Consider the following 23,370-nt stretch of genomic DNA (forward strand, 5'->3'; position numbering starts at 1 on the left):
GCAAGCCGGCGTTGGCTGTTAGTGATCATGGCGGCTTTGCCGCGATGAAAAGGCGGGAAATCGGTACACTTAAATTTTAGAAATCCTTTAATGAAAAGCACCGATGGAAGGTATGCAATGACTACTCCAGAAAACTCCACCCCAGACATGAACGACATCCTGGCGCAGGCTGCACGTGTGCAGGCTGAACTACAAAAGGCACAGGAAGAAATCCTTGCTACCAACGTTGAGGGCACCGCAGGCAACGGCATGGTTACCGTCACCATGACCGGTGGTGCAGAGCTAGTTGACTTGAAGATTGATAAGTCCGTCGTGGACCCAGAAGACGTAGAAACCCTACAGGACCTCGTCTTCGGCGCATTCAAGGATGCACACGAAAAGGCAGGCCAGCTGGCACAAGAAAAGATTGGTCCGCTTTCCCAGGGCATGAACGATGGCGGAATGTCTGGCATGTTCGGCTAAGCTGAACTAGTTTCCACTTATTTTAAGACCGCGTGCGTTTTACACTAGTGAAACGAGCGCGGTCTTTTAATGTTGCCGTAGCCGCCGCAGATAACAGCAGCGAAAGTGCACAGATGATCGTGATGAAAGGACGTAGTTAAGCGTGTTTGAAGGGCCGTTGCAAGACCTCATTGATGAGCTGTCGCGACTTCCTGGGGTAGGTCCAAAAAGCGCGCAGAGAATTGCGTTTCACGTTCTGACCATGGACCCAGAGGACATCGACAGGCTGACGAGTGCCTTGACGTCCGTGCGTGATGGCGTGACCTTCTGCCGTATTTGCTGCAATATCTCGCGTGAATCAGTATGCCGCATCTGTGTGAACTCCCAGCGCGATAAAAGCACCATTTGCGTGGTCGAAGAACCCAAAGACATCCAGGTCATTGAGCGCACCGGCGAATATGAAGGCCGTTACCACGTACTTGGTGGCGCCTTAGATCCTCTGGCCAATGTGGGACCGAAAGATTTGAATATCTCGCAGCTCCTGCAACGCATCGGTGGAGTACTGCCGGATCGTGAGCTTGCGGACTCGACAAAAGAAAACCCGCAATACGATGAAACCCCGGAAATTACCGAGGTCATCTTGGCTACCGATCCGAATACCGAAGGCGAAGCGACCGCGGCGTATTTGGTGCGCTTGCTGCGTGATTTCCCGAACCTCAAAATCACCCGCTTGGCTTCAGGAATGCCGTTGGGCGGGGACTTGGAGTTCGTGGACGAATTAACTCTCTCCCGCGCGCTGCAAGGGCGGTTAACCATCTAGCAGCAGGAAGACTAAGCGATACGGCTTAGTCTTCCTGTTGGGAGTACAGCCGTGCATAGGCGCCATCGAAGGCAAGAAGTTCTTCGTGCGTGCCAGACTCGATAATCCGTCCACGGTCGACGACAAAGATACGGTCGGCGCCTTCGACAGTGGACAAGCGGTGCGCAATAGCAATCGTGGTGCGCCCTTCAGCAGCGGTATCAAGCGCATGTTGTACGGCGCGTTCATTGACAGTATCGAGCGCACTGGTGGCTTCATCGAGAACCAAGACCCGTGGGTTTTTCAGGAGCACGCGTGCAATTGCGATGCGTTGCTTCTCACCACCGGAAAGCCGGTAACCGCGCTCCCCAACGATCGTGTCATAGCCGGTTTCAAAGCTAGAGATGGTCTCATGGATATTCGCCATGCGCGCGGCTTGCTCAATTTCCTTTTGGCTCGCATCCGGCTTGCCATAGCGTAGATTATCCGCGATCGATGCGTGGAATAAGTACGGCTCTTGGGTGACCACGCCAATCTGCGCCATGAGCTCTTTTTGCTTTAATGTGCGCACGTCATCGCCGCCATATAACACCGTGCCTGAGCTCGCATCATACAAACGCGGAATGAGATTACCGATGGTGGTTTTACCTGAGCCTGATGCGCCCACGAAAGCCACGAACTGCCCCGGAGCGATATCAAAAGATACGCCATCAAGAGTGGGGCGTGACTCAGACGATGCGTCGTCATAGCGGAAGCTTACGTTGTCGAACTGGACGTGGCCAGCACGACCAGGCAGATCCGATGGTAACTTCGCATCAGGCGCATCCACGACAGCCGGCTGAAGATCCAAATACTCAAAAATACGCGCAAATAGTGCTGAGGAGGTTTGTAAGTCTAAAGCCACGCGCATCAGACCCATCATGGGAAAGAGGAGACGCGATTGCACGGTGGTAAAAGCCACGATGGTTCCGGCGGTGATTCCTGCTTCGCCAAAGGCAAAGCTACCGCTGCTACCAGCGGTCAACAGCCAGCCGGAGACCAGATAAACAATGGCCGGGACCGCCGACATAAATACCTGTATCACGGCGAAGAAGAGCTGGCCACTCATCGCTTGGCGCACTTGTAGCGAAATTTGGTGGCTGTTTTCTTGTGCGTAGCGTTCTACTTCCGCGCTTTGCCGTGAATAAGTCTTGGCCAATAAGATGCCGGAGACCGATAGGGTCTCCTGGGTGATGGCTGACATTTCAGAGAGTGATTCTTGCGTTTGCCCCGCGATGCGTGCACGGATTTGACCAACGCGGCGTTGTCCCCAGACTAAAAACGGCAAGACGATCAGAGCAATGATGGTGAGTTGCCAGCTCAACAACAGCATGGCGATAAAGGCGGAAATTACTGTGACGGTATTGCCAATGACACTGGAGACCGTATTCGAAAGCACCCCGGCGACGCCGCCGACATCATTTTGTAGACGCGACTGGATGACACCGGTTTTGGTGCGGGTGAAAAACGCCAGTTCCATCGACTGCAGATGTGCGAAGAGTTTGATGCGCAAGTCACCCATAACGCGATTGCCCACGCGCGCGGTGTAATAGGTCTGCACCACTGAAATTAGCTGGATGACGACAAAAAGTGCCAGCATGGCGCCGACTAGTTTTAGCAGGACCGGCATATTAGGACCACCCGCGTCAGGGAAAAGCCCTTCATCAAAGACCCGCTGGGTTAAAAGCGGGGGCAGAATGCTTAACCCAGCCGACAAAAATACCATGACAATGATGACGGAAATTTGCGCGCGATAAGGACGAAAGAGCCCAAAGATACGTGAGCCGAGATCCTTAATTTTTGGCGCTTGCCGGTTGATTTCCCGCTGGGCTTCATAATCAGCATTGGACACGCGCGCGCCTCGCGGTCCACCACCTCCACGCATACTCATTACCAGCTAATATTACTCGCTTGGCAGCATGTACGTGGGCGGATTTAGCCGCGAAGACGCTCCGCACGCAGCTTATCGACGGCCGGCAGATCCAACGGCTCCAGATCGCTGAGTGCCTGCCCAGTAGCTTTGGCTAAGAGCAAATCTGCCAACTGTGGGTTACGCGCTAGACAAGGCCCGTGCATATAGGTGGCAATGACGCTGCCCTGCACGGCTCCTTCGCCGTGGCGCTGTACCTTACCATCGGGAAGCTCAAAGGTAGCTGCCTCATCGGAATTGCCAGTGCCACGTTCAATGGTGCCCAAAGGTTGCGCAGAAGAACCCAAAATGGTGGCACCCAAATGGTTTTCAAAACCGGTCAGCGGCTCGGTGAGCTCTGCAGTAAAACCAGCACCAGTAGGGGTGGTGGCTACCTCGCCGATGGCGCGCTCTGCCAGGGGAGTGGTGGTGGCATCGATAAGCCCTAAGCCATCGACAACCCGACCTGAGGCGCGGAAGGATTCGCCGAGCACCTGCAAACCTGCACAGACTGCGAAGATAGGGCGCTGCGCCTGGGCCGCGCGGCTAAGCCCCGGGTTGTTGCGCAAGTGCTCTGCCGCGAGAATCTGCGCGGTGTCTTCGCCGCCACCCACGGTGTACAAATCCAAGGATTCAGGCACGGCATCGCCCAAGTTAATCCGGTGGATTTCTGCCTTCCAACCGCGCAGGCGAGCACGCTGGCGCAGCACGAGAGCATTGCCATCATCGCCGTAAGTGCCTAAGACATCAGGTAAAACGAGGCCAATATTGAGTTCGATAGACATTTAGGACTCCTTTTCTTGGCGCTCGAGGGCCTTTTTCAAATCGCGAAACGCGGTGTAATTCGCCAGAACTTCCACGCGTCCCGGCGGACAGGAATCAATCGCTGCGACCGGATCGGGGATTAGCTCATGCCTGATGTCGGCGTAGACCAAACGCACCGCCAAATCCGTGCCGCGCTCACCGGCGGCTTTGACGGGAAGGTCTTCAAAGTCTTCGAATTTCACATCCCACAGCCAGGACATATCCACGCCATCGGCAACCTGGCCATTGGTGGCAATAACGAGTCCGTCGGCGGTGCGGTCAATCATTGACAAGGCTTCTTGCCAGCCGGCTGGGTTCTTGGCCAGCAGCAGGCGAATCTGGTGCTCACCCCGCTGGATGGTGGAGTAGCGTCCGGCGACATCGACGACCTGCTCAGCAGCACTTTCAGCGGCCTCAAGGTCAACATCGAAAGCCTCTACTGCAGCGGCAATGGCTTGGGCCGCATTGCCGCGGTTCGCCCGGCCCGGCAGCGCGAGGTTTAAATCAGTGTGGCCAGCAGGGGTGACCAGGCCACCATCATCTACTGCCCAAGCTGGGGTGGGGCGGCGGAACTCGCGGCCATCGGCAAGCTTTTTCACCGCGTACCAATCATCGTCGGTGCGCACAATGTGCCCTCCGGTGCGCGGACAGCTGACGGAATCGCCTAACCAGCCCGCACCCGCAGAAACCCAAATGACATTCTTGGCGTCAAAAGCAACAGAGGTCATCAGCACGTCATCGCAGTTGGCAATAACTAGCATGTCGGGGTTGGCCTCGACCGCACCGCGCAGTGCGCGTTCAATCTTGTTGATTTCACCTACGCGGTCGAGCTGGTCGCGCGAAAGGTTCAACAACACCAGGGCCTGGGTTTTAAGCGCCTCTGCGACGTGTGGAACGTGTAGCTCATCGACTTCTAACACGATATGCGAAGCATTTTCAGCAGCCATCAACGCGGAAACAATACCCGCGTCCATATTGTCGCCGCCGTCATTGGTAGCGATGTCATATTTCTTATTCATCGCGGCTGCGAGCATGCGCGTGGTGGTGGATTTGCCGTTGGTGCCGGTGACAATCACCGCGGGACGATCGCCTGCCAGTTGTTCCATGATGCCCGGATCGATGGCACGGGCTACTAGTCCGCCAATCATTCCTCCGGCGCCGCGGCCGGTTGCCCGGGAGGCAAAGGTGGCTAGGTGTGCTGCAGCCACAGCGGTTTTAGCGCGTAACTTCTTTATTTGTCGCGGCAGTTGAAAACTCATGGTTCTAGGCTAGTCGGATTCAGCGCCGCAACGTTATATTGCAGTGCTCGCGCCGGGGTTAAGACTGCTTTTTCTCCGCGCTTTTAGCGCCGGAGTCTGCTGCGCTGGTACCGGATCCGCGGTTGTCTTGGTTGCGTGACCGATTGCGGTTTCGCCCGCCACGTCCACCGCGACGCCGCCGACGGTTGGAGGACTTAGCGTTGCCTGACTGGTTGTTTCCACCATGGTTGTTACCGTCTTGGCTCTTGCCCGGCTGGGACTTTCCAGATTGGGCACCTTGCTCGGTCTGAGGCTGTGCCGAACCCTGCGCTGTGTCTTGGCCCTGGTTGTTATTTTGGCTATTGCCACCTTGGCTGTGGTTACCAGCGTGCGCTGCATTGGTGCTGCCGCTGCCGCTGCGACGGCGGCGACGTCGACGATTGCTGGACTGGCTACCGCCGGTATTCGACGAGCTAGCGCCAGTGGAGGCGTTGCCGGAGGTGTTGCTGCGGCGTGGAGCAGAGCTGGAATTTGGATTGCGGCGCTGCGGACGTGGAGCCGTGGTGGGCTTTTCTTCCACCTGCGGCTCTGGGCCGGCTTCTTCGATGCGCTTGAGCGCAGCCAAGAATGCCTCATCACCCATGAGCGGGATATCTTTGCGGTCGGCGTGCATTGCTTTGCCCACCAGGTCAGTGGTGATATTGCAGACGACAACGGAAGTTTCTCGCGAGAGCTTTTCGACGTAGTTGAGTTCTTCACGCACGCCAGCTTCGATGATGATGTCGGGATCCATCGCGATTTCAGGCGCGACGACAAATTCCATACCGCGCACCAACTCTCGCCCAGGCACATACGGGCCGGGGTTGTGGTGCATGCGCGGGGCATCCATGGCATCGACACGGATGTGTGAGCGCTGGAGCCCGAATTTATCGGCGCGCAGCTCAGATGGATCCAGGCATACAACATCGCCACGTTTTGCTTGCAAGCTGTGCAGCTGCCACAACAAATTCGTTTCCGCACGTGCGGTATCTTCCGCGGAGCGTTGGGCACGCTCGACGGTCGCGGTTGGTGGGGCAGTTGGAATGCCGGTGGCTAGAGCTACCGAAGCTAGACGGAGATCCGTAAGCGGAAGCTCATGGCGGCGCGCGGTTGCCAAAGTATCAATGATGCCCTGAGGACGGGGGATATGTCCGACCTTGATGCGTCGCGAGCGGCTGCGACCATTGCGGTTGCGCGAGCGGTTTTGACGTGCAGCTGCAGTCATGGCGCGGCGTGCTTCAGAGACCAAAAATCCCCAGGTCACCGTGGCATCGTGCACGATGATCGTACGGTCATCGATAATGCGATCGATGCGCTTTAAAGCCTTGCTGAAAGGAATACCCGCAGAGACTTCTTCATGGCTTAAACCATGCTGATGTTTGGGGCCGGGATCTGAATCCGGGCAAAAGACCAGAAAAGTTGCGTCCCCGATTTCGCCTTCAGCGTTATAGGTCACGGCGTCGAAAGAAATCAGCCTTGAAGTCGCGGGATGAATCCCTGAGGCGCCTAAAGATACAGCGACATAGGGAAATTGTTGTACTGCCTCGCGCCGCGCTAATTCAGCTTCGCTGGGGCGACGTTCACCGTGCTGGCGCTCACTAGAGTTGTGCTCAGGACTTTTGGCAGATGCTAAATCCTGCTCGGAGCTATCAGCTGCCGGAGTTGCAGACGCAGGTGTCCCAGGTTGCGCAGCCGGCCATGAACCGGGCAGTGGGCGCGCTGTTTCGGAAGATTCCGCAGCCTTGCGCGCGGAGGCAGCACGGCGCGACCTGGAGACCGTGTGGCGGCCAGTGCGCTGATTATCATTCGTGCTAGTCATCGCAATTAGTCTAGTTCACCCTTCTTGAGTGATGGAGTTCAGCCACCCTGTGGCGGAGGAATCTTCCACGTTTAAACCCCACCGCGAACAAAGCCCCAGAGTCCGAAGAAAGATTCCCGGAGACTCTGGGGTTATGAAATTTCTGAAGCGATTAGCTCAGCGCACGGTTGACAGCAGAGGTCATAGCACGCAGGGATGCACGAGTGGTGGAACCGGCAATGCCGACGCCCCACATCTTCATGCCGTTGACATCGGCGCCGATGTAACATGCAGCTTCCGCGTCATCACCAGCGGTACGCGCGTGCTGGCTGTACTCCAGAACCTCGAAGTCGATGTCCAGCTTCTCCAGCGCATTGGCATAAGCGGCGATTGGGCCGTTACCGTGGCCCGAAATCTTAGATTCCTTGCCGTTGTAGATTACGGTGACATCAACCGTGGCATCTTCATCTTCTGCCTCGGCGTTGTCGATATCGAAGGAAGTAACTTCCAGCGGAGTAGTGCGCTCCAGGTATTCCTGGTTGAAGATATCCCACATGTGCTTGGAGTTGACCTCGCCGCCCTCAGCATCAGTAATTGCCTGGACAACGTTGGAGAACTCGGGCTGCATCGCACGTGGCATCTTGATACCGTGGTCGGTCTTCATGATGTAGGCAACGCCGCCCTTGCCGGACTGGGAGTTCACGCGAATAACGGCTTCGTAGTCGCGGCCAATATCCTTTGGATCGATAGGCAGGTAAGGCACTTCCCAGGTGGACTCACGCAGTTCTTCATAGGTGACATCGGTATTCGTTGCACCTGGACGAACAGCATCTGCCAGAGCATCCATGCCCTTGTTGATAGCGTCCTGGTGGGAACCAGAGAAAGCAGTAAAGACCAAGTCACCGCCGTATGGGTGGCGCTCTGGAACGCGCAGCTGGTTGCAGTACTCAACGGTGGAGCGGATGCTGGAGATATCCGTGAAATCAATCTGCGGATCAACACCCTGGGTCATCATGTTCAGACCCAAGGTCACCAAGTCGACGTTGCCGGTGCGCTCACCATTGCCGAACAGGCAGCCCTCAATACGGTCAGCACCTGCCATGTAACCCAGCTCTGCTGCGGCAACGCCTTCACCACGGTCATTGTGTGGGTGCAGCGACAAGATGATGGAATCGCGTTTAGCAAAGTTGCGGTGCATCCACTCGATGGAGTCTGCGTAAACATTCGGGGTGATCATCTCTACCGTCGATGGCAGATTGATGATCATTGGATTCTCAGGGGTAGCTTCCATAATGTCCACCACGGAGTTACACACATCAACTGCGAAATCCAGCTCGGTACCAGTGAAGGATTCTGGGGAGTACTGCCAGCGCCAGTTGGTGTTGGGGTAATCCACAGCAACGGACTTGATCAGCTCTGCGGCATCGGTTGCCAGCTTCTTAATTGCTGCCTGATCCTTACGGAATACCACGCGGCGCTGCAGCTTGGAGGTGGAGTTGTAAAAGTGCACGATGACATTCTTTGCACCTTCACAAGCCTCGAAGGTGCGGCGAATCAGGTGCTCACGCGCCTGAACCAGAACCTGGATGGTGACATCTTCTGGGATCAGGTCTTGCTCAATGATTTCACGCACGAAGTTGAAGTCGGTCTGCGATGCAGAAGGGAAACCCACCTCAATTTCCTTGTAGCCCATCTTCACCAACAGCTCGAACATGCGGTGCTTACGTGCAGGAGACATAGGGTCGATCAAAGCTTGATTGCCATCGCGCAGGTCAACAGCACACCACTGGGGTGCAACTTCAATCTTCTTATCTGGCCAAGTGCGGTCCGGCAGCGTGATCTCTTCGACTTCCTCGGCGAAAGTCAGATAGCGGTCTACTGGCATGGACGATGCGCGCTGCTTATTCCATGCCGGTTGGCCTTCGCGGCGAGGCCCAGATGGAGTAGTGATTTCGCGAGGAGCAGAGATGAAAGAGTCTTTAGGAGACATGGGGATTAAATCCTTCTTTGTTTAAACCAGATGTAGACGACGGTGACGTAGTGAGAAACGTGGTCAATGCCCATGATAGGAGGGCTTCATCTGTATTTTTCCGTGTCGTACGACCGGCAGAACAAACTCCGCGACGGGGTGCCGGTCGTACTTGAAACGACTACTGGAACCCGCCGCGGCAAAGAAGGAGTTGCCGTGCCCGGAAAGTCATACGCGTTATCCTAGCGCATGATGTGACCTTCGGCGTGTGAAATTTTAAGTGTTACCCCCTCCAGGTGTGCAGCAGTTTCTCACATCATGGGAAAACCATTTCGTGTCCTGGCTAAAGTTTTACTCTTTCGGGCTCTTTTAACGGGTGTGATTGCGTGAAGGCGGGGGCAAGCTAGGATCGAGTGCTATGAATGACCGGCCCACAGCTGCCCAGACCGCGCACATTGATGCAGGCCCGGATACGAAGTCCGCATCAAAAGTGGCGCGGGTCGTGGCCCTGGATAAGTGGCCTGGTGCGGCAGCGGGTGCATCGACAAGCTCTTTAGCGCGAAGCACTTCTGCCTGGAGCTGGGTCCTGGCCCTGATTATTGTCAGCGTGGGCACCATGGCGCGTTTGGCCGTGCTGGCGGTTTTAGCAGCGGTCAACGATGACAATGTGTGGGGACTGTTAAATAAATGGGATGCGGCGCACTACGTCGATATTGCGCGCGCCGGGTATTTCTCCGGCACCATCGGAGGGGTTTCTGCCGAAGAAATTCGGCTGGCCTTCTTTCCGGCCTTTCCCATGATTATGCGGGTCATCTCCAACCTGACGGGTGTCGATTATGCCATTGCGGGGATGATCTTCAACTTCTTTGCCACGGTCTTTCTAGCGCGCGGCGTTATGGCTTTGACCGCGCGCTGGGGCTATGGAATTAAAGAGCAAAGTGCTGCGGCGGTGGTGGTGACCATGGCGCCGATGTCCATTGTTTTCAATATGCCCTATACCGAGGCGCTCTTTGGGGCTTTGGCCATCTGGGCGCTGGTGGCATTGGTGGATAAAAGCTGGTGGATGGCCGGGGTGATCATCTGCGCGCTAGCTTTTGTGCGCATTACTGCCATTGCCTTGGTGGCGGTATTTGCTCTCATGGTGCTGCTTCATGCCCGAAGTTCCTGGAAGGCTTGGCTGGCGCTGGTGATTTCTCCGCTGCCGCTTATTGGCTATATCTGGTGGGCATCACAGCAGCTCGAAGGGGTGGGCGGCTATTTTGGTACCCAAGAAAAGCACTGGAATTCCGGCTTAGATTTCGGGCAAGCAACTGCACGCTGGATTTTTGAAACCCTCACTTCTGCCGATAACACGGGCTATTTGCTCAGCACCATGGTTTTGCTTGGCGTGCCTTTCGCGCTGATCTTGGCGTGGCGGCGCGTTGATACTGGCACCTGGTTATTTAGCCTGGCGCTGGCAGCGAATGTCATTTTATCTGATGGCGTGATGCATTCTCGCCCACGCTTGTTGCTGCCTGCTGCCGTGCTTTTTATCCCGTGGGCACAGGGCGCGCTCAAACATCTGCCGGGGTGGGCGGCCTGGACTTTAATCATTGGCTGGGCAGCATTTGGCACCTGGTTTTCGGCTTATATGCTGGCAGTATTTCCCTGGGCGATTTAGTTTGGCTGCGTGGACACTTTTACGCGCGGCAAGGTGCTCATCGGCTTTTGTGAGAGCACGATGGTGGCTATCACCATGGTTGCGACGGCCAGTGCCATAACTAGCCAGCCCAGTACACTGCGGACCTGAAATTGCTCATGCAATACCGCGTATCCTAAGGAAAATGCGATAAGCGGTTCGATGATTTTCATTGCTGGTAATGAGTGCTTGAGTGGTCCCGCGTGGAAAGAATATTGTTGCAACACCGTGCCAGCACCGGCGGCAAATATTAGCGCATATAAAGGCCAGGACTTCAGCAACTCACCTAACCCGGCGGCCGTGAAGGTATCCACTACAGCCTTCGATAACAGAGCGACGTAGCCATATAAAATCCCGCACACCACCCCCAGCAGCAACGCGCGTTGGGTACGGATACGTGAAGCAGCCACACCGAAAGCGGCCATTAGGGCAAAGCCGAGGGCAAATGCCGGCAGCCAGCGCGCCAGCGGCGGAGAAGTAATTCCGCCGGTCGGGCGTCCAAAGACCAAGATGACCCCAACCGACAGGGTTAAAAGACTGCACCAGAACAGCTCTTCCGAAGACATACGCCGGTTTTGGTACCAGGCAGCCAGCGGCAGGGTAAACATCAAAGACAGCACCAAAATGGGCTGAACAATCAACAAGGTGCCAAAACCTAGCGCAATAACTTGCAGGCCGTAGGCAATCACGGCGCTGGCAGTGCCAATCCACCACACCGGGTTGCGCATGGCAGTGCGCATGACGCCGTGACGGGCGTTTTCAGCGATTCTTTGCCGAATGACGGTGCCCCAGGCAATAACTAGTGCAGATGACAGGGCAAATGCGATTGCTACAAGGTTGGACAGCACGAGATATACCGTAGTGAAAAACTGGTGCATGCGGAAATGCACAGCCCAGTCGGAAGTAGTAGGTGTTGACGCAACGCTTGTCGATGCTCCCTTCAGATTTCCAAGTACTGGACTCTTCATCTCAAAAACGAGGCTTGGGCTATGGCTAAACAGTGAAAACCTGTACCATGACAATTTGACTACTAAGTGATAGAAATTAAGCAGTAATTCGATGTCACCGCTCATATTGCAGCTTCTGCATAGATTTTAGAAGTTGTGGAATGAAAAGAAATCCGTGGTGTATGGCGAACTACAGTAAAATTTTCACTGGCAATTTATAAGGACTAGGCGAAAGGCGGCAATACGACGTGGCCCTCATCGTTCAAAAGTACGGAGGCTCCTCTTTGGAGTCCGCCGAACGTATTCGCGCAGTAGCAGAGCGAATTGTGGCAACGAAAAAAGCTGGCAACGACGTGGTTGTTGTCTGCTCCGCCATGGGTGATACGACCGATGAATTATTAGATCTAGCAGCACAGGTAAACCCCGTGCCACCGCAACGTGAGATGGATATGCTGCTGACCGCTGGTGAGCGTATTTCTAATGCACTGGTGGCTATGGCGGTGGAATCTTTAGGCGCGACTGCGCAATCTTTCACCGGTTCCCAAGCTGGTGTGCTGACCACGGAGCGCCACGGTAACGCACGCATCGTGGATGTTACCCCGGGGCGTTTGCAAGAAGCGCTGGATAAGGGTCGTATTTGTATTGTCGCTGGTTTCCAAGGTGTAAATAAAGACACCCGCGATGTCACTACCTTGGGCCGTGGTGGTTCCGATACCACGGCTGTCGCACTGGCTGCGGCGCTGAATGCGGATGTATGTGAGATTTACTCCGACGTCGATGGTGTCTATACCGCGGATCCGCGCATTGTTCCTAATGCGCGCAAGCTGGACAAGTTGTCTTTTGAAGAAATGCTGGAGCTAGCCGCAGTTGGTTCCAAGATTTTGGTTCTGCGCAGTGTGGAGTATGCGCGTGCCTTTAATGTTCCACTTCGAGTTCGTTCGTCTTATAGCAGTGATACCGGCACGTTGATTGCCGGCTCAATGGAGGATATTCCCATGGAAGAAGCAGTATTAACTGGTGTAGCAACCGATAAGACCGAAGCTAAGGTCACCGTCTTGGGCATTCCGGACAAGCCGGGTGAGGCGGCGAAGGTCTTCCGCGCTGTAGCGGATGCAGAAATCAACATCGATATGGTTTTGCAGAACGTCTCTTCTTTGGAAGACGGCAAGACTGACATCACCTTTACCTGCCCACGCACCGACGGCCCACGTGCCATGGAGATTTTGTCCAAGATGAAAGAAGAATTCTCTTGGGGCAATGTGCTCTATGACGATCAGGTGGGCAAGGTCTCGCTGGTCGGCGCAGGTATGAAGTCGCACCCAGGCGTGACCGCTGATTTCACCGAAGCACTGCGTGATGTGAACGTGAATATAGAGCTGATTTCTACCTCTGAAATCCGCATTTCCGTTCTCGTACGTGAAGCTGACTTGGATCGTTCTGCACGCGCGTTGCACGAGACCTTCCAGCTGGGCGGCGAAGAAGAAGCGACAGTCTACGCAGGCACTGGCCGTTAAGGCCGGACGCTAGAAATTATTTAAACTTTCATTAAGTTTCACACTCATCAAGACAGGGTTGATTAAAAAATGACCACTTTGGCAGTTGTTGGAGCCACCGGACAGGTGGGCCAAGTTATGCGCGACCTCTTGGAAGAGCGTAACTTCCCAGCAGATAAGGTGCGCTTTTTCGCATCACCACGCTCGGCTGGTACCGAGCTGGAATTCCGCGGCGACAAGATTGTCGTAGAAGACCTCACTCAAATCACGGAAGAATCCGTCGCAGATGTTGATATCGCACTGTTCTCCGCTGGCGGTTCTACCTCCAAGCAGTGGGCTCCGGTATTCGCTGCCGCTGGCGCAACCGTGGTGGATAACTCTTCGGCGTACCGCAAGGATCCTGAGGTTCCTCTCGTGGTCGCGGAGGTAAACCCACACGCGGCGCAGAACCCTGCCAAGGGTATTATTGCTAACCCGAACTGCACCACCATGGCTGCGATGCCAGTGCTGAAGGTTTTGGCTAACCAAGCTGGTCTGAAGCGTCTGCATGTTTCTTCCTACCAAGCTGTCTCTGGCTCCGGCCTAGCTGGTGTGGAAGCACTGGCTAAGCAGGTTGACAAGATCGGTGAGCACAATGTGGACCTAGTGCGCACTGGTGCTGCGTTGGAAGTTGAAGATACCGCTCCTTATGTAGCTCCGATTGCATACAACGCTCTGCCACTGGCTGGCAATATCGTTGACGATGGCTCCGGTGAAACCGACGAAGAGCAAAAGCTGCGCAATGAATCCCGCAAGATTCTTGAACTCCCAGAGCTGCGTGTTGCTGGTACCTGCGTGCGCGTGCCAGTATTTTCCGGGCACACCATGACCATCCACGCAGAATTCGAATCCAGCATCACCCCCGAACAAGCTACTGAGGCACTGAGCACCGCTGCTGGTGTCAAGGTCGTTGACGTTCCAACGCCACTAGAGGCCACTGGGATCGATGACGTACTGGTCGGACGTATCCGCCAGGACCAATCTGCGGATGACAACAAAGGTCTAGTACTGGTTGTCGCCGGCGATAACCTGCGCAAGGGCGCGGCACTTAACACCGTGCAGATTGCTGAGCTGCTGGTTTAGACAAACAAAAATCCACCTGGTCGAACCTCGCTTTTGAAAGCCATATTTTAAAAGGAGTGCGAATCCAGGTGGATTTTTTATGCCGTATCGATGCTATTTTCCTTAGCTCTGCTTAGCTGCGGTATCTTCCGGCCCGCCGAAATCTAGGTCAGTATCTAGGCCCGCATCCGGGGTAGTGGTTGGCGCCGCGGCTGCCTTAGTGTCCGTCTCCGAAGCTGCCGGCGCTGTCGCTGCAGCTGAGGTCGAGGGTGCAGTTGCCACTTCTTCTTCTGGAACCTCTGGCTTGGTGTGCTGCACATAAGTGACGGAAGGCGCTGGGTCTTCGCGGTCGAAGCCTTCGAGCGCAGCATCGGATTCGAGTTCGTCGAGGACTTCATCGGAAACCACTTCGACGAATTCTGGGGTGTCCATGTTGGACTCGGTGGCAAGTTTTGCCAGTTCACGTTCGTTCTTCTTCGTGAAACGCTTGCGGGGATCCAGTTTGCGTGCAACCAATTGACGTGCGCGCAGGCGACGGTCAGTTTCGGTTTTAACCTTGTTGCGGTTTTTGAGCCATGCGAAGGACATCACCACGATCATTAAGATGCCGATGTAGCCCAAGATTGGGTACACGTTGGCAACCAATGACTGGAAGCCGACGAAGGAGAGTGCGAAGCCGAATAAACAAGCAATAACGTACACACTGTAGAACCGACTTGGTTTATCGCGGGTTAGGCGCTTTGCCATGGCGTAGAACATACCCACTGCGGTATTAAAAATCATGCCGAAAATAGCGAAAGTCATGATGTAGCCCAGTGCTGGGTTAATACCATTAATAAGGGCAAGAACTGGAAGGTCAGTTCCGTTAACTTCGGGAGCAATGAAGAATAGGGAAGAAACCAGCAAGGCGAGCAGCAACAACGTGGTCAGGCCGCCCAAAATGCCACCCATTCCGACTGCACGGTTATCCAAAATATTGCCACCGATAACAATTGCCATGGAAACTGCACACATGATGTTCAAACCGGTGTAGTTCATCGCAGAGAGCCACCAGTTTGGCAGTGGGCCGGCGACGTTATTTACCGCATACTCATGAGCTGCGGCGATATTTAAATCAGAGGTCAGCAAGGTGTAGCTTGTGACACCCACGATCAAAATGATGATCACCGGCGTGATAGCCCCGATAACAGCGGTAACTTTGTCTACGTTTAGTAGACCAGTGGCAAGCACGAGAACCAGCATGATGAGTGCACCAACGAAAATCGGAAGGCCCTTGAATTGCTGGGCTAAGTTAGAACCCGCACCTGCGAACATCACAAAGCCGATGCTGAATAGAGTAATCAAGGTTCCAATATCTAGGATTTTGGAAGTAATTGGACCAGAAACTCGGTCATATACTGCAGTGTGCTCATTGGCTTGGAAGTAGGAACCAAGCTGCAAGACGGCAATACCCGTAATCGTGGTTAGAGCCGCGGCGACGATAACGCCCCACAAGCCCATCTCACCGAAAGAGACGAAGTACTGCATTGCTTCCTGGCCGGAAGCAAAACCGGCACCCACAAGGACACCGACAAACGCCATGGAAATACCCAATGCGCGTTTAATCATGGAAAGACAACTCCAAATCGATTAATTTATCTCACGCAAAACGCGAAGAGCATCCACAAACAAGCTCGGCCCCCCACGTGTTGCGGTTAGCTCAACGTCAGCAATGAAATGCCAACAAAATGGTTAATGCAAAAGTATCCGGCCTTTGGGTGCAAAAGCCGTACAATAGCTCCAACCTACAAAGCTGGGTGATTCATGTCATCTAAAAACCATCCGATTAAAGATAAATTCATCGAGTAGTTGAGATGATTCGGCTGCTAGAGCGCAGTAAAACGTGGACTATCAACATTGTGTAACAATTGGGCGTTGCCTGGATGCAGGGTGTCCCAGCAAGCACCATCTGATGCCAAGAAGCGACTTTAGGCGCCGTCGATTAAGTCTTTGCGAGCGCGTGAGACGCGAGAGCGAATCGTGCCAACGCGGACGCCAGCAATTTTGGCGGCTTCCTCGTAGGTATATCCCAGCACTTGGGTGAGGATGAGGGCTTCGCGGCGGTCTTCCGGTAACGCGTCAATTAAGGCGCGCGCATCAATCCATTCCGCCCACGCGGTGGAATTTTCAGGCGAAGCCGCATCAGCGGTCGCATCTTCGTACTCGGTAGCTGATTTCCGAGGCCTGGCCATGTCATGGCGGATATTGTCTACCCACACGCGCCGGGCTAAAGAAAGTAGCCACGTCCGAGCAGAAGACCGTGCTGCAAACCGGGGGAGGGCACCGATGACGCGCAGATACGTTTCTTGGGTGAGGTCATCAGCGATTTCCGGCCCACCCAGGTGGGCTAAAAGACGCCACACGTCATCTTGGGTAGAGCGAATGAATTCAGTGAGCGCTTTGCGATCACCGCGACCGGCTTTTAAAGCCAGCTCGGTAACTCGCGCATCATCGCGCCCATGATTGGAATTCACCCATATCAATCTACCAGCCGCATTGGGGGTAATCCTTATGGTGGTGTGCCCGGCAAAAATGCGGCGAAAAATGCCACAGATTCTGCTTCATCTGCAGTGATACGGAGATCTTTTCAATCGTCAAGGTGAATATTGGGTAAAACGTATGAATCTCCAGTTATTGTTTGCCGAAGTTTATAAACGTGGGTAGAATCGAGGGCACCCAAGACAATCAACCCGACGATTTAGGAGCACATATGTCTGCTGCTGATGAAGTATTGAACAAGGGTGAGCGCGTAGCTGGCCAGGGCAATTCAACTAGCCCATCTGGACAGCCCGTTCCATCCGAGAACACCTCGATCACCGCTGGCCCACAGGGGCCAAACGTTCTCAATGACATTCACCTCATTGAGAAGCTGGCTCACTTCAACCGTGAGCGCGTCCCAGAGCGCACCCCTCACGCAAAGGGCCACGGCGCTTTCGGCGAACTCCACATCACCGAAGATGTTTCCGAGTTCACCAAGGCAAAGCTGTTCCAAAAGGGCACCGTCACGCCAATGATGGCGCGCTTTTCCACGGTTGCTGGTGAGCAGGGCTCCCCAGATACCTGGCGTGACGTTCACGGTTTCGCGCTGCGCTTCTACACCGAAGACGGCAACTACGACATCGTGGGTAACAACACCCCAACCTTCTTCCTGCGCGACGGCATGAAGTTCCCAGATTTCATCCACTCCCAGAAGCGTCTCGGCCGCAACGGCCTGCGTGACGCAGACATGCAGTGGGATTTCTGGACTCGTTCTCCTGAATCTGCACACCAGGTGACCTACTTGATGGGTGACCGCGGTACCCCTAAGACTTCCCGTCACCAGGACGGCTTCGGTTCCCACACTTTCCAGTGGGTAAACGAAGAGGGCAAGCCAGTTTGGATCAAGTACCACTTCAAGACCCGCCAGGGCTGGGAGACCTTCACCGATGCTGAGGCAGCGGAGATGGCTGGTAAGAACGCTGACTACCACCGTGAGGATCTATACAACTCGATCGAGCAGGGCGATTGCCCAATCTGGGACGTCAAGGTTCAGATCATGCCTTTCGAGGATGCAGAGAACTACCGCTGGAACCCGTTCGATCTGACCAAGACCTGGTCCCAGAAGGATTACCCACTGCACGATGTGGGCTACTTCGTTCTGAACCGCAACCCACGCAACTTCTTCGCTCAGATTGAGCAGGTTGCTCTGGACCCATCCAACTTGGTTCCTGGCGTTGGCCTGTCCCCAGACCGTATGCTGCAGGCACGTGTCTTTGCATACTCTGACCAGCAGCGTTACCGCATCGGTGCGAACTACAAGCAGCTGCCAGTTAACCAGCCACTGAACGCTGACAAGGTCAACACCTACGAGCACGAGGGCTCCATGTCCTTCCTGTTCAACAATGAGGATGACCCTGTTTACAGCCCGAACCGCTACGGCAAGGGCGCTGGCTACCTGGATGACGGCGAGACCTCTGCGCAGCCAAACGCTCAGGCATCTGACCTCTACGTCAACCCAGACCCACACGGCACCGACTTGGTTCGTGCACCTTACGTCAAGCACCAAGACGATGATGACTTCATGCAGGCGGGCATCTTGTACCGCGAGGTCATGGATGACGGCGCTAAGGAGCGTTTGGCAGATAACATCACCAACGCAATGGCTGGTGTTTCTGAGCAGGTTGAGCAGCAGGTCTACGAGTATTGGACCAACGTTGATGAAAACCTCGGCGCTCGCGTTCGTGAGCTGTTTGCTTCCAAGAAGTAAGAGCACTTACGGTGCGCCTTGACCATTAAGGCGCTGGTGGTCGATAAGTTTTCATCTATGACTTCTCATACCACCCGCGCATTATGGTCGTTGCTTTTGACCGTGCCCATTATTGTGGGCGCGGTTTTCGCGTTTTCTACTTCCTGGGAACCTTCCCAGGCTTGGTCTAGTGGGGAAGACGCCACCGGCGCACCGGCGGACCAGGTAACGGCAGAAGATGTAGTCAATGCGCGCAGGGCAGCCGGCGAGGCACAGTCGCAGGCGGGATTTTTGGTCTCGGGAGCCGAGCAGCTTGCCGATGGCACCACGCAGCTTCGCGAAGGAGCCGATGAATTAGGGCCTGGCGTTGACCAGTTGGTCGAAGGCGCGCAGGCGCTCAGCAATGGCATGACCGAGCTACAGGCGGGTACCGGACAGCTTGGCGATGGGGCATCGCAACTGGCGAACGCAGTTGATTCGGCCGTTAACCAAGTAATTGGTCTTGGAGCCGTACAAGGGCAGCTTCTAGAAGCTGTGGAGTCCGCTGAGCATGATCTCAAAGGCGTAGATTCCAAAGAAGCCAAAGAAGTACGCGGGGCGATTGCTGACTTGAAGCGGCAATTGGAAGCCTTTGATGTTGAAGCAGAAGTCACTGATCCTCTAACGGAGCTGCAAAATGGCTCCCGTGAACTGGCTAATCAGCTTGATGTGCCAGGCTATGCCTATCACGATGGTATCTACTCGGCGACGCAAGGCAGCCAGGAACTACTGGCAGGATTACAAGAATTGCAGTCGGGTACCGGTGTGCTGACAGATGGTTCGCAAGAGCTTTCCGATGGCGCCGACCGCATCAAGTCCATGGCGGACTTAAATAAGAACAAGGCAGATGCCGTGCAGCGCGCGCTACCTGCCGTGCAGGCACCCGCGGCAGGCGAAGTCAGCGAAGAAATAGATCCGGAACTTGCTGCTGCGGAAGAAGACATCACTGGTGCTTTGAGTCCCGTTGTAGCGATGCTGCTTGCTGCCTTGGTTATGCTTGGCGGTGCAGCACTGGGGTGGGCATGGGCAAGCCGCATAGGACGACCAGTCGTCACCTTGATTATTGGCACGATTGGCCTGGTTGCTGCCAGCACAATGTTGTTGTGGATTCTGGCAAGCGTGATTACCCCAGTGGGTCTTATCCTGGGTGCCGGATTGATGGCGCTGGCATCTTTGGCCTCTACGGTTATCACGCATGCGATCTTGGCGCGCATGAAAGTTACACCGGGACTCATCACGGCTGCGATTGCTGGCATCGTCCAGCTAGGGCTTGTCGGCTATGTCTGGAAGACCGCTACCACCGGTGAGATCGGCACCATCTGGCAAGTACTCGCCAACCTCACGCCGTTGAACTGGGCGACCACGGGTCTTATCTCTGCTGGAAATGAGGGCAGTGCGACCATGCTGTGGACCTCAGCCAGTGTGCTTGCTGCCGTGGTAATCCTCGGGGTTGTCGTTGTTGCAGTAACCCGCAAGCCAGCGCAGGTGCCTGAGGGAGACGCAGCATCTGTTGCCTAATTAAGGCGCTTTGATGTGCTCGGGTTCTTCGTAGAACTCGGTCGGGATTGGCCGCGGAGTCGGCTCTTGCGCTCGGAATGCTTTTAGCACCGGGCGCCAATTTTTTGGATTAGTGTCATACTGCTCAATCTCGCCGGTCTCGCGGTTGACCAGAGTCGGCCCGATTGAGTTATCTGGACGGCTCGGGCTAAACAGCCAATGTGTGTCGGTCTCTGCTGCGCCTGCGAGTGGGCCGCGGTGCTGAAATACTTTTTCTACAGCTTCATCAAAGGTAATCATCGTTATCCACCTTAGTATGAGTTGGTGATGTGGCCTTGGCTATATCTGTGGAAAGCATCGAAATAGCAGTAATTCAATAATAGGTTGCTGTGAACGGTGCTATAGGTTGGACTCGGCAAATTCACCAGTGCTAGTGTGGTCATTGCTCACGTAGTCCGCTTAGGGGGCGGACTGACGGTTTCTCCAATCCGTTGTGAGTGATAGGGAATAGGGCGGCGCCGCAGCTGTAGGGATGCGGCGCCGTTTCCTTGTTTTTCATCAGGATGGGCAGTGAAGCTTCGCTGTAAGGAAGCTAACAATCGGGGGCGAAAGGGCTAGGGCTTCCAGAACTGAATCGGTGCAGAAAATGTGCGCATGGCGGCCGCATGCTTATTTATGTACAGCAGCTTTGCTTTCTTACTCAAACGTTTAAGAGATAACCGAAACTGTCAAATCTCGGGGCGCGTGCTACACGCCCGCGTTATTTGTGACCCTATGCACGGGTTTAATATTTCATTTCTGCGCCCACAGTGCGTAAGTTAGCGCGGTGATAGTACCAGTAGTGTGAATGGAATTTTATATGCAAACGCCCTTGGGTCTGACCATCATGGGTCTTTTAATTATCGCTGTGACCGTCGGAATCTTAATCCGCGGAAAAGCCAACCCGATTATTCCTATGACGCTGGTCCCTGCGATCGGTGTCTTCATTTTGGGTTATGGATTTGAGGACCTTGCAGACTTCTATGAGAGCGGTCTCGGGTCTGTGATGAGCGTCGTGGTGATGTTCATCTTTGCCATCATCTTCTTTGGGATATTGCAAGATATCGGGCTTTTCACTCCGGTGATTAAATCCCTCATCGTAGCCACGCGCGGCAATGTCATGCTGGTGACTTTAGGTACCGCTGCCATCGGTATCGTCGCACACCTCGATGGTTCTGGTTCCACCACGTTCCTGCTGACGATTCCAGCACTCTTGCCGCTGTACAAAGCCATGAATATGTCGCGCTACGTGCTGTTGACCATCGTGGCGATGGCCGCATCCGTGATGAATATGGTTCCGTGGGCAGGTCCTTTAGGGCGTGCCGGTACGGTTATTGCTCAAGACCCGAACGATATCTGGATGCACCTCATCCCTATTCAAGCTGTCGCAGCAGTGTTGGTCCTCGGCATCGCGGCGCTACTGGGCTGGTCAGAAAAGCGTCGCATCGCAAAGCTTCAAGCATCTGGTGAATTCCAAGGCACCACCGAAGTTGACGTCGCATCGTTGGCTGCAGAATTCCAAGCCCGCCAAGATCAGCAGCAGGAAGAAGACGGCTACCACTTCCGCACAGGGCGCTTTATCACTGTTATTAACATCGTGCTCGCGCTCGCTGTCCTTATAAGCTTGCTTTCTGGCCTCTTGCCACCAGCTCCTGCCTTCCTCATTGCCACAACGATTGCCCTAGTGGTCAACTTCAAATCAGCCGGTGATCAGTCTGAAGCCCTCAAACGTCACGCGCCGAATGCCCTGTCCATGGCCGGCGTCATCTTGGCAGCGGCGATGTTTTTGGGCGTGCTTAATGAATCCGGCATGCTGGAAGAAATCGCACTCATGTTGGTTTCCATCCTGCCTGCTGCCGTGGGACCTTACTTACACGTCATCGTTGGACTGCTGGGCGTGCCGCTAGACCTGTTGACGTCGACTGACGCCTACTACTTCTCGGTCTTGCCGATTGTGCAAGAAACTGTGGCCACATATGACGTCACGGGTCTTGGTGCTGCCTCAGCGCTGATTGTCGGCAACGTTATTGGTACTTTCGTCTCGCCATTTTCTCCAGCGCTGTGGCTAGCCCTAGGGCTAGCTGGCGCGCAGATGGGCAAGTACCTCAAGCTGGCTTTCCCAATCGCTTGGATACTGTCCGTAACCATGGTACTGGTGGCGTTCTTTACTGGAATGTTGGCCTAAAACTCTCATCCGGCTCCGTGCGGTTTGAACTGGGAGTTGTGGAAGACCAATGGAGTTTGCTCGGCGTGGCTGGTGGTATCGAGGAATTCGAGCACGGCGAGGGTGTGGTCTCCGGTAATGATTTCCTCGACGAGGCGGGTGGTGAAGGTGGCGGTAGAGCCGTCGGTAAGTACGGCGGTGCCATCTGCTGTCTACGAAACGTCATCGAAGCGTTTATCGGCCGGGCCGGCGAGTTGACGGATAATACCAGCGTGCTCAGCAGCAAGGGCAGAAATCCCTATGGAGTCTGCTTCGCGAAGACGCGGCCACGTCGTAGAAGTGTCCTGAATGGAGACGCCAACTAGCGGGGGATCGAGGCTAAGCCCAATGAAGGAGGCAGCGATCATGGAGGTCGGTTGTGCATCGACAAGCGCTGCGACCGCCGTGATGGGGGTTGGGACCTGCGCTAGAACCGGGCGCAGTGCGATGGGAGAAAAGTAGTAGGCATGATACTTCCTTTGCTGAAGGGGGTTTACTAGTCTTCGAAACGGACATCGACTTGGTCTGCGAAGTCGAAGACGTCGGGGAGAACGTCCGCGCGCTCAGACGCGCCGATTAGGTCATTTTGGGAATCGATCACCTTTTGATCGAGCGGGATTTGCAGGCGTGTGCTGCGGGTATTGATCTTCGTTGCTTCTGCGTCCGTGCCGGTTTCCTGCGCGAAAATCTTCTCCCATTTCTGGGTTATCATTTGTCCACTGATATGCACGCTCGATGCGCTCAAGGAGGTCGTCGATGGCTTCGGCGCGGGAGTCATCGGCAAGCGCGGCGTCACTTGCGACCCCAAAGACATAACCATTGGACACACCCTCGGCGGTAATCAACGGCACGGCCCCGCCGACTTCCGCGATGGCTGTGTACGGATCCCACACCGTCCAGGCATCCACCCGTCCGGACTCGCAAGCACTCTTCGAATCCGCGGGCTGGAGAAGCTTTTGTCATCAGCTCGCGACGCTGCGCGATTGACCGGAGGGTATCCCCCGTGGGCTAACCCTTTGTTAAAAGCAGGGGATTAGCCTAAAAGGCTAGCGAGAAAGCGCTAGAAAAGAATT

20 protein-coding genes are annotated in these 23,370 nt (G+C 55.0%); 9 read left to right on the top strand and 11 right to left on the bottom strand.

The genetic code is table 11. The annotated features are described in order from the left end of the window. The first annotated feature begins 117 nt into the window (after positions 1–117). Positions 118–462 (top strand): YbaB/EbfC family nucleoid-associated protein, encoded by a 345-nt coding sequence (locus CSTAT_RS01435; RefSeq protein WP_066840148.1) that lies wholly within the window; start codon positions 118–120, stop codon positions 460–462. A 142-nt stretch (positions 463–604) separates the two neighbouring features. Continuing rightward, positions 605–1,261, top strand: a complete 657-nt coding sequence (gene recR, locus CSTAT_RS01440) for a recombination mediator RecR (RefSeq protein WP_075722228.1) — start codon at positions 605–607, stop codon at positions 1,259–1,261. Positions 1,262–1,286: 25 nt separating this feature from the next. Here the strand turns inward: recR and CSTAT_RS01445 are convergent, their stop codons facing one another. The 5 genes from CSTAT_RS01445 to leuA form a co-directional block, all read right to left on the bottom strand. Then, on the bottom strand, positions 1,287–3,170 hold the full coding sequence (locus CSTAT_RS01445) for an ABC transporter ATP-binding protein (protein WP_075722229.1): 1,884 nt from the start codon (positions 3,168–3,170) through the stop codon (positions 1,287–1,289). A gap of 44 nt (positions 3,171–3,214) precedes the next feature. After that, positions 3,215–3,973 carry a type 1 glutamine amidotransferase gene (locus CSTAT_RS01450; protein WP_075722230.1) on the bottom strand — a complete coding sequence of 253 codons (759 nt, stop codon included), beginning with the start codon at positions 3,971–3,973 and terminating at the stop codon, positions 3,215–3,217. After that, positions 3,974–5,251, bottom strand: coding sequence for a MurT ligase domain-containing protein (locus CSTAT_RS01455; protein WP_075722231.1), 1,278 nt, complete (start codon positions 5,249–5,251; stop codon positions 3,974–3,976). A 58-nt stretch (positions 5,252–5,309) separates the two neighbouring features. Further along, on the bottom strand, positions 5,310–7,088 hold the full coding sequence (locus CSTAT_RS01460; protein WP_075722232.1) for a DNA polymerase III subunit epsilon: 1,779 nt from the start codon (positions 7,086–7,088) through the stop codon (positions 5,310–5,312). Between the two features lie 151 nt (positions 7,089–7,239). After that, a complete protein-coding gene (leuA, locus tag CSTAT_RS01465; RefSeq protein ID WP_075722233.1) occupies positions 7,240–9,057 on the bottom strand; it encodes a 2-isopropylmalate synthase in 1,818 nt (605 codons plus the stop codon). 397 nt (positions 9,058–9,454) lie between these two features. Here leuA and CSTAT_RS01470 point away from each other — a divergent pair, with 397 nt between their 5' ends. Next, positions 9,455–10,696 (top strand): hypothetical protein, encoded by a 1,242-nt coding sequence (locus tag CSTAT_RS01470; RefSeq protein ID WP_244892871.1) that lies wholly within the window; start codon positions 9,455–9,457, stop codon positions 10,694–10,696. On the opposite strand, the gene CSTAT_RS01475 is transcribed toward CSTAT_RS01470, so the two are convergent. Beyond that, complete coding sequence (locus CSTAT_RS01475; protein WP_075722234.1) at positions 10,693–11,562, bottom strand: DMT family transporter; 870 nt, start codon at positions 11,560–11,562, stop codon at positions 10,693–10,695. The genes CSTAT_RS01470 and CSTAT_RS01475 overlap by 4 nt on opposite strands. A gap of 347 nt (positions 11,563–11,909) precedes the next feature. Between CSTAT_RS01475 and CSTAT_RS01480 the strand changes: the two genes are divergently transcribed. Both CSTAT_RS01480 and CSTAT_RS01485 read left to right on the top strand, forming a co-directional pair. Further along, positions 11,910–13,175, top strand: coding sequence for an aspartate kinase (locus CSTAT_RS01480; protein ID WP_066792260.1), 1,266 nt, complete (start codon positions 11,910–11,912; stop codon positions 13,173–13,175). 69 nt (positions 13,176–13,244) lie between these two features. Next, positions 13,245–14,276, top strand: coding sequence for an aspartate-semialdehyde dehydrogenase (locus CSTAT_RS01485; protein ID WP_075722235.1), 1,032 nt, complete (start codon positions 13,245–13,247; stop codon positions 14,274–14,276). 102 nt (positions 14,277–14,378) lie between these two features. On the opposite strand, the gene CSTAT_RS01490 is transcribed toward CSTAT_RS01485, so the two are convergent. Both CSTAT_RS01490 and CSTAT_RS01495 read right to left on the bottom strand, forming a co-directional pair. After that, a complete protein-coding gene (locus CSTAT_RS01490; protein WP_075722236.1) occupies positions 14,379–15,863 on the bottom strand; it encodes a YkvI family membrane protein in 1,485 nt (494 codons plus the stop codon). Between the two features lie 359 nt (positions 15,864–16,222). Continuing rightward, positions 16,223–16,768 carry an RNA polymerase sigma factor gene (locus CSTAT_RS01495; protein WP_075722237.1) on the bottom strand — a complete coding sequence of 182 codons (546 nt, stop codon included), beginning with the start codon at positions 16,766–16,768 and terminating at the stop codon, positions 16,223–16,225. A 236-nt stretch (positions 16,769–17,004) separates the two neighbouring features. Here CSTAT_RS01495 and CSTAT_RS01500 point away from each other — a divergent pair, with 236 nt between their 5' ends. Next, complete coding sequence (locus CSTAT_RS01500; protein ID WP_075722238.1) at positions 17,005–18,540, top strand: catalase; 1,536 nt, start codon at positions 17,005–17,007, stop codon at positions 18,538–18,540. A gap of 57 nt (positions 18,541–18,597) precedes the next feature. Further along, the gene (locus tag CSTAT_RS01505; RefSeq protein WP_075723761.1) at positions 18,598–20,076 is read left to right on the top strand and encodes a hypothetical protein; all 1,479 of its coding nucleotides are present in this window, start codon (positions 18,598–18,600) and stop codon (positions 20,074–20,076) included. Here CSTAT_RS01505 and CSTAT_RS01510 read toward each other — a convergent pair whose 3' ends face one another. Beyond that, entirely contained in the window at positions 20,077–20,355 is a 279-nt protein-coding gene (locus CSTAT_RS01510) for a peptidase M23 (protein ID WP_066840137.1), read from the bottom strand. 559 nt (positions 20,356–20,914) lie between these two features. Between CSTAT_RS01510 and CSTAT_RS01515 the strand changes: the two genes are divergently transcribed. Further along, complete coding sequence (locus CSTAT_RS01515; protein WP_075722239.1) at positions 20,915–22,279, top strand: CitMHS family transporter; 1,365 nt, start codon at positions 20,915–20,917, stop codon at positions 22,277–22,279. A 191-nt stretch (positions 22,280–22,470) separates the two neighbouring features. On the opposite strand, the gene CSTAT_RS13980 is transcribed toward CSTAT_RS01515, so the two are convergent. Continuing rightward, a complete protein-coding gene (locus tag CSTAT_RS13980) occupies positions 22,471–22,746 on the bottom strand; it encodes a flavin reductase family protein (RefSeq protein WP_083640597.1) in 276 nt (91 codons plus the stop codon). Between the two features lie 47 nt (positions 22,747–22,793). Continuing rightward, entirely contained in the window at positions 22,794–23,111 is a 318-nt protein-coding gene (locus CSTAT_RS01525; RefSeq protein ID WP_244892873.1) for a hypothetical protein, read from the bottom strand. Positions 23,112–23,116: 5 nt separating this feature from the next. On the opposite strand from CSTAT_RS01525, the gene CSTAT_RS13750 reads away from it, so the two are divergent. Next, a complete protein-coding gene (locus tag CSTAT_RS13750) occupies positions 23,117–23,284 on the top strand; it encodes a hypothetical protein (RefSeq protein WP_244892874.1) in 168 nt (55 codons plus the stop codon). Positions 23,285–23,370: the final 86 nt, after the last annotated feature.

The sequence above is a fragment of the Corynebacterium stationis genome (genome assembly GCF_001941345.1).
GTDB classification, from domain to species: Bacteria; Actinomycetota; Actinomycetes; order Mycobacteriales; family Mycobacteriaceae; genus Corynebacterium; species Corynebacterium stationis.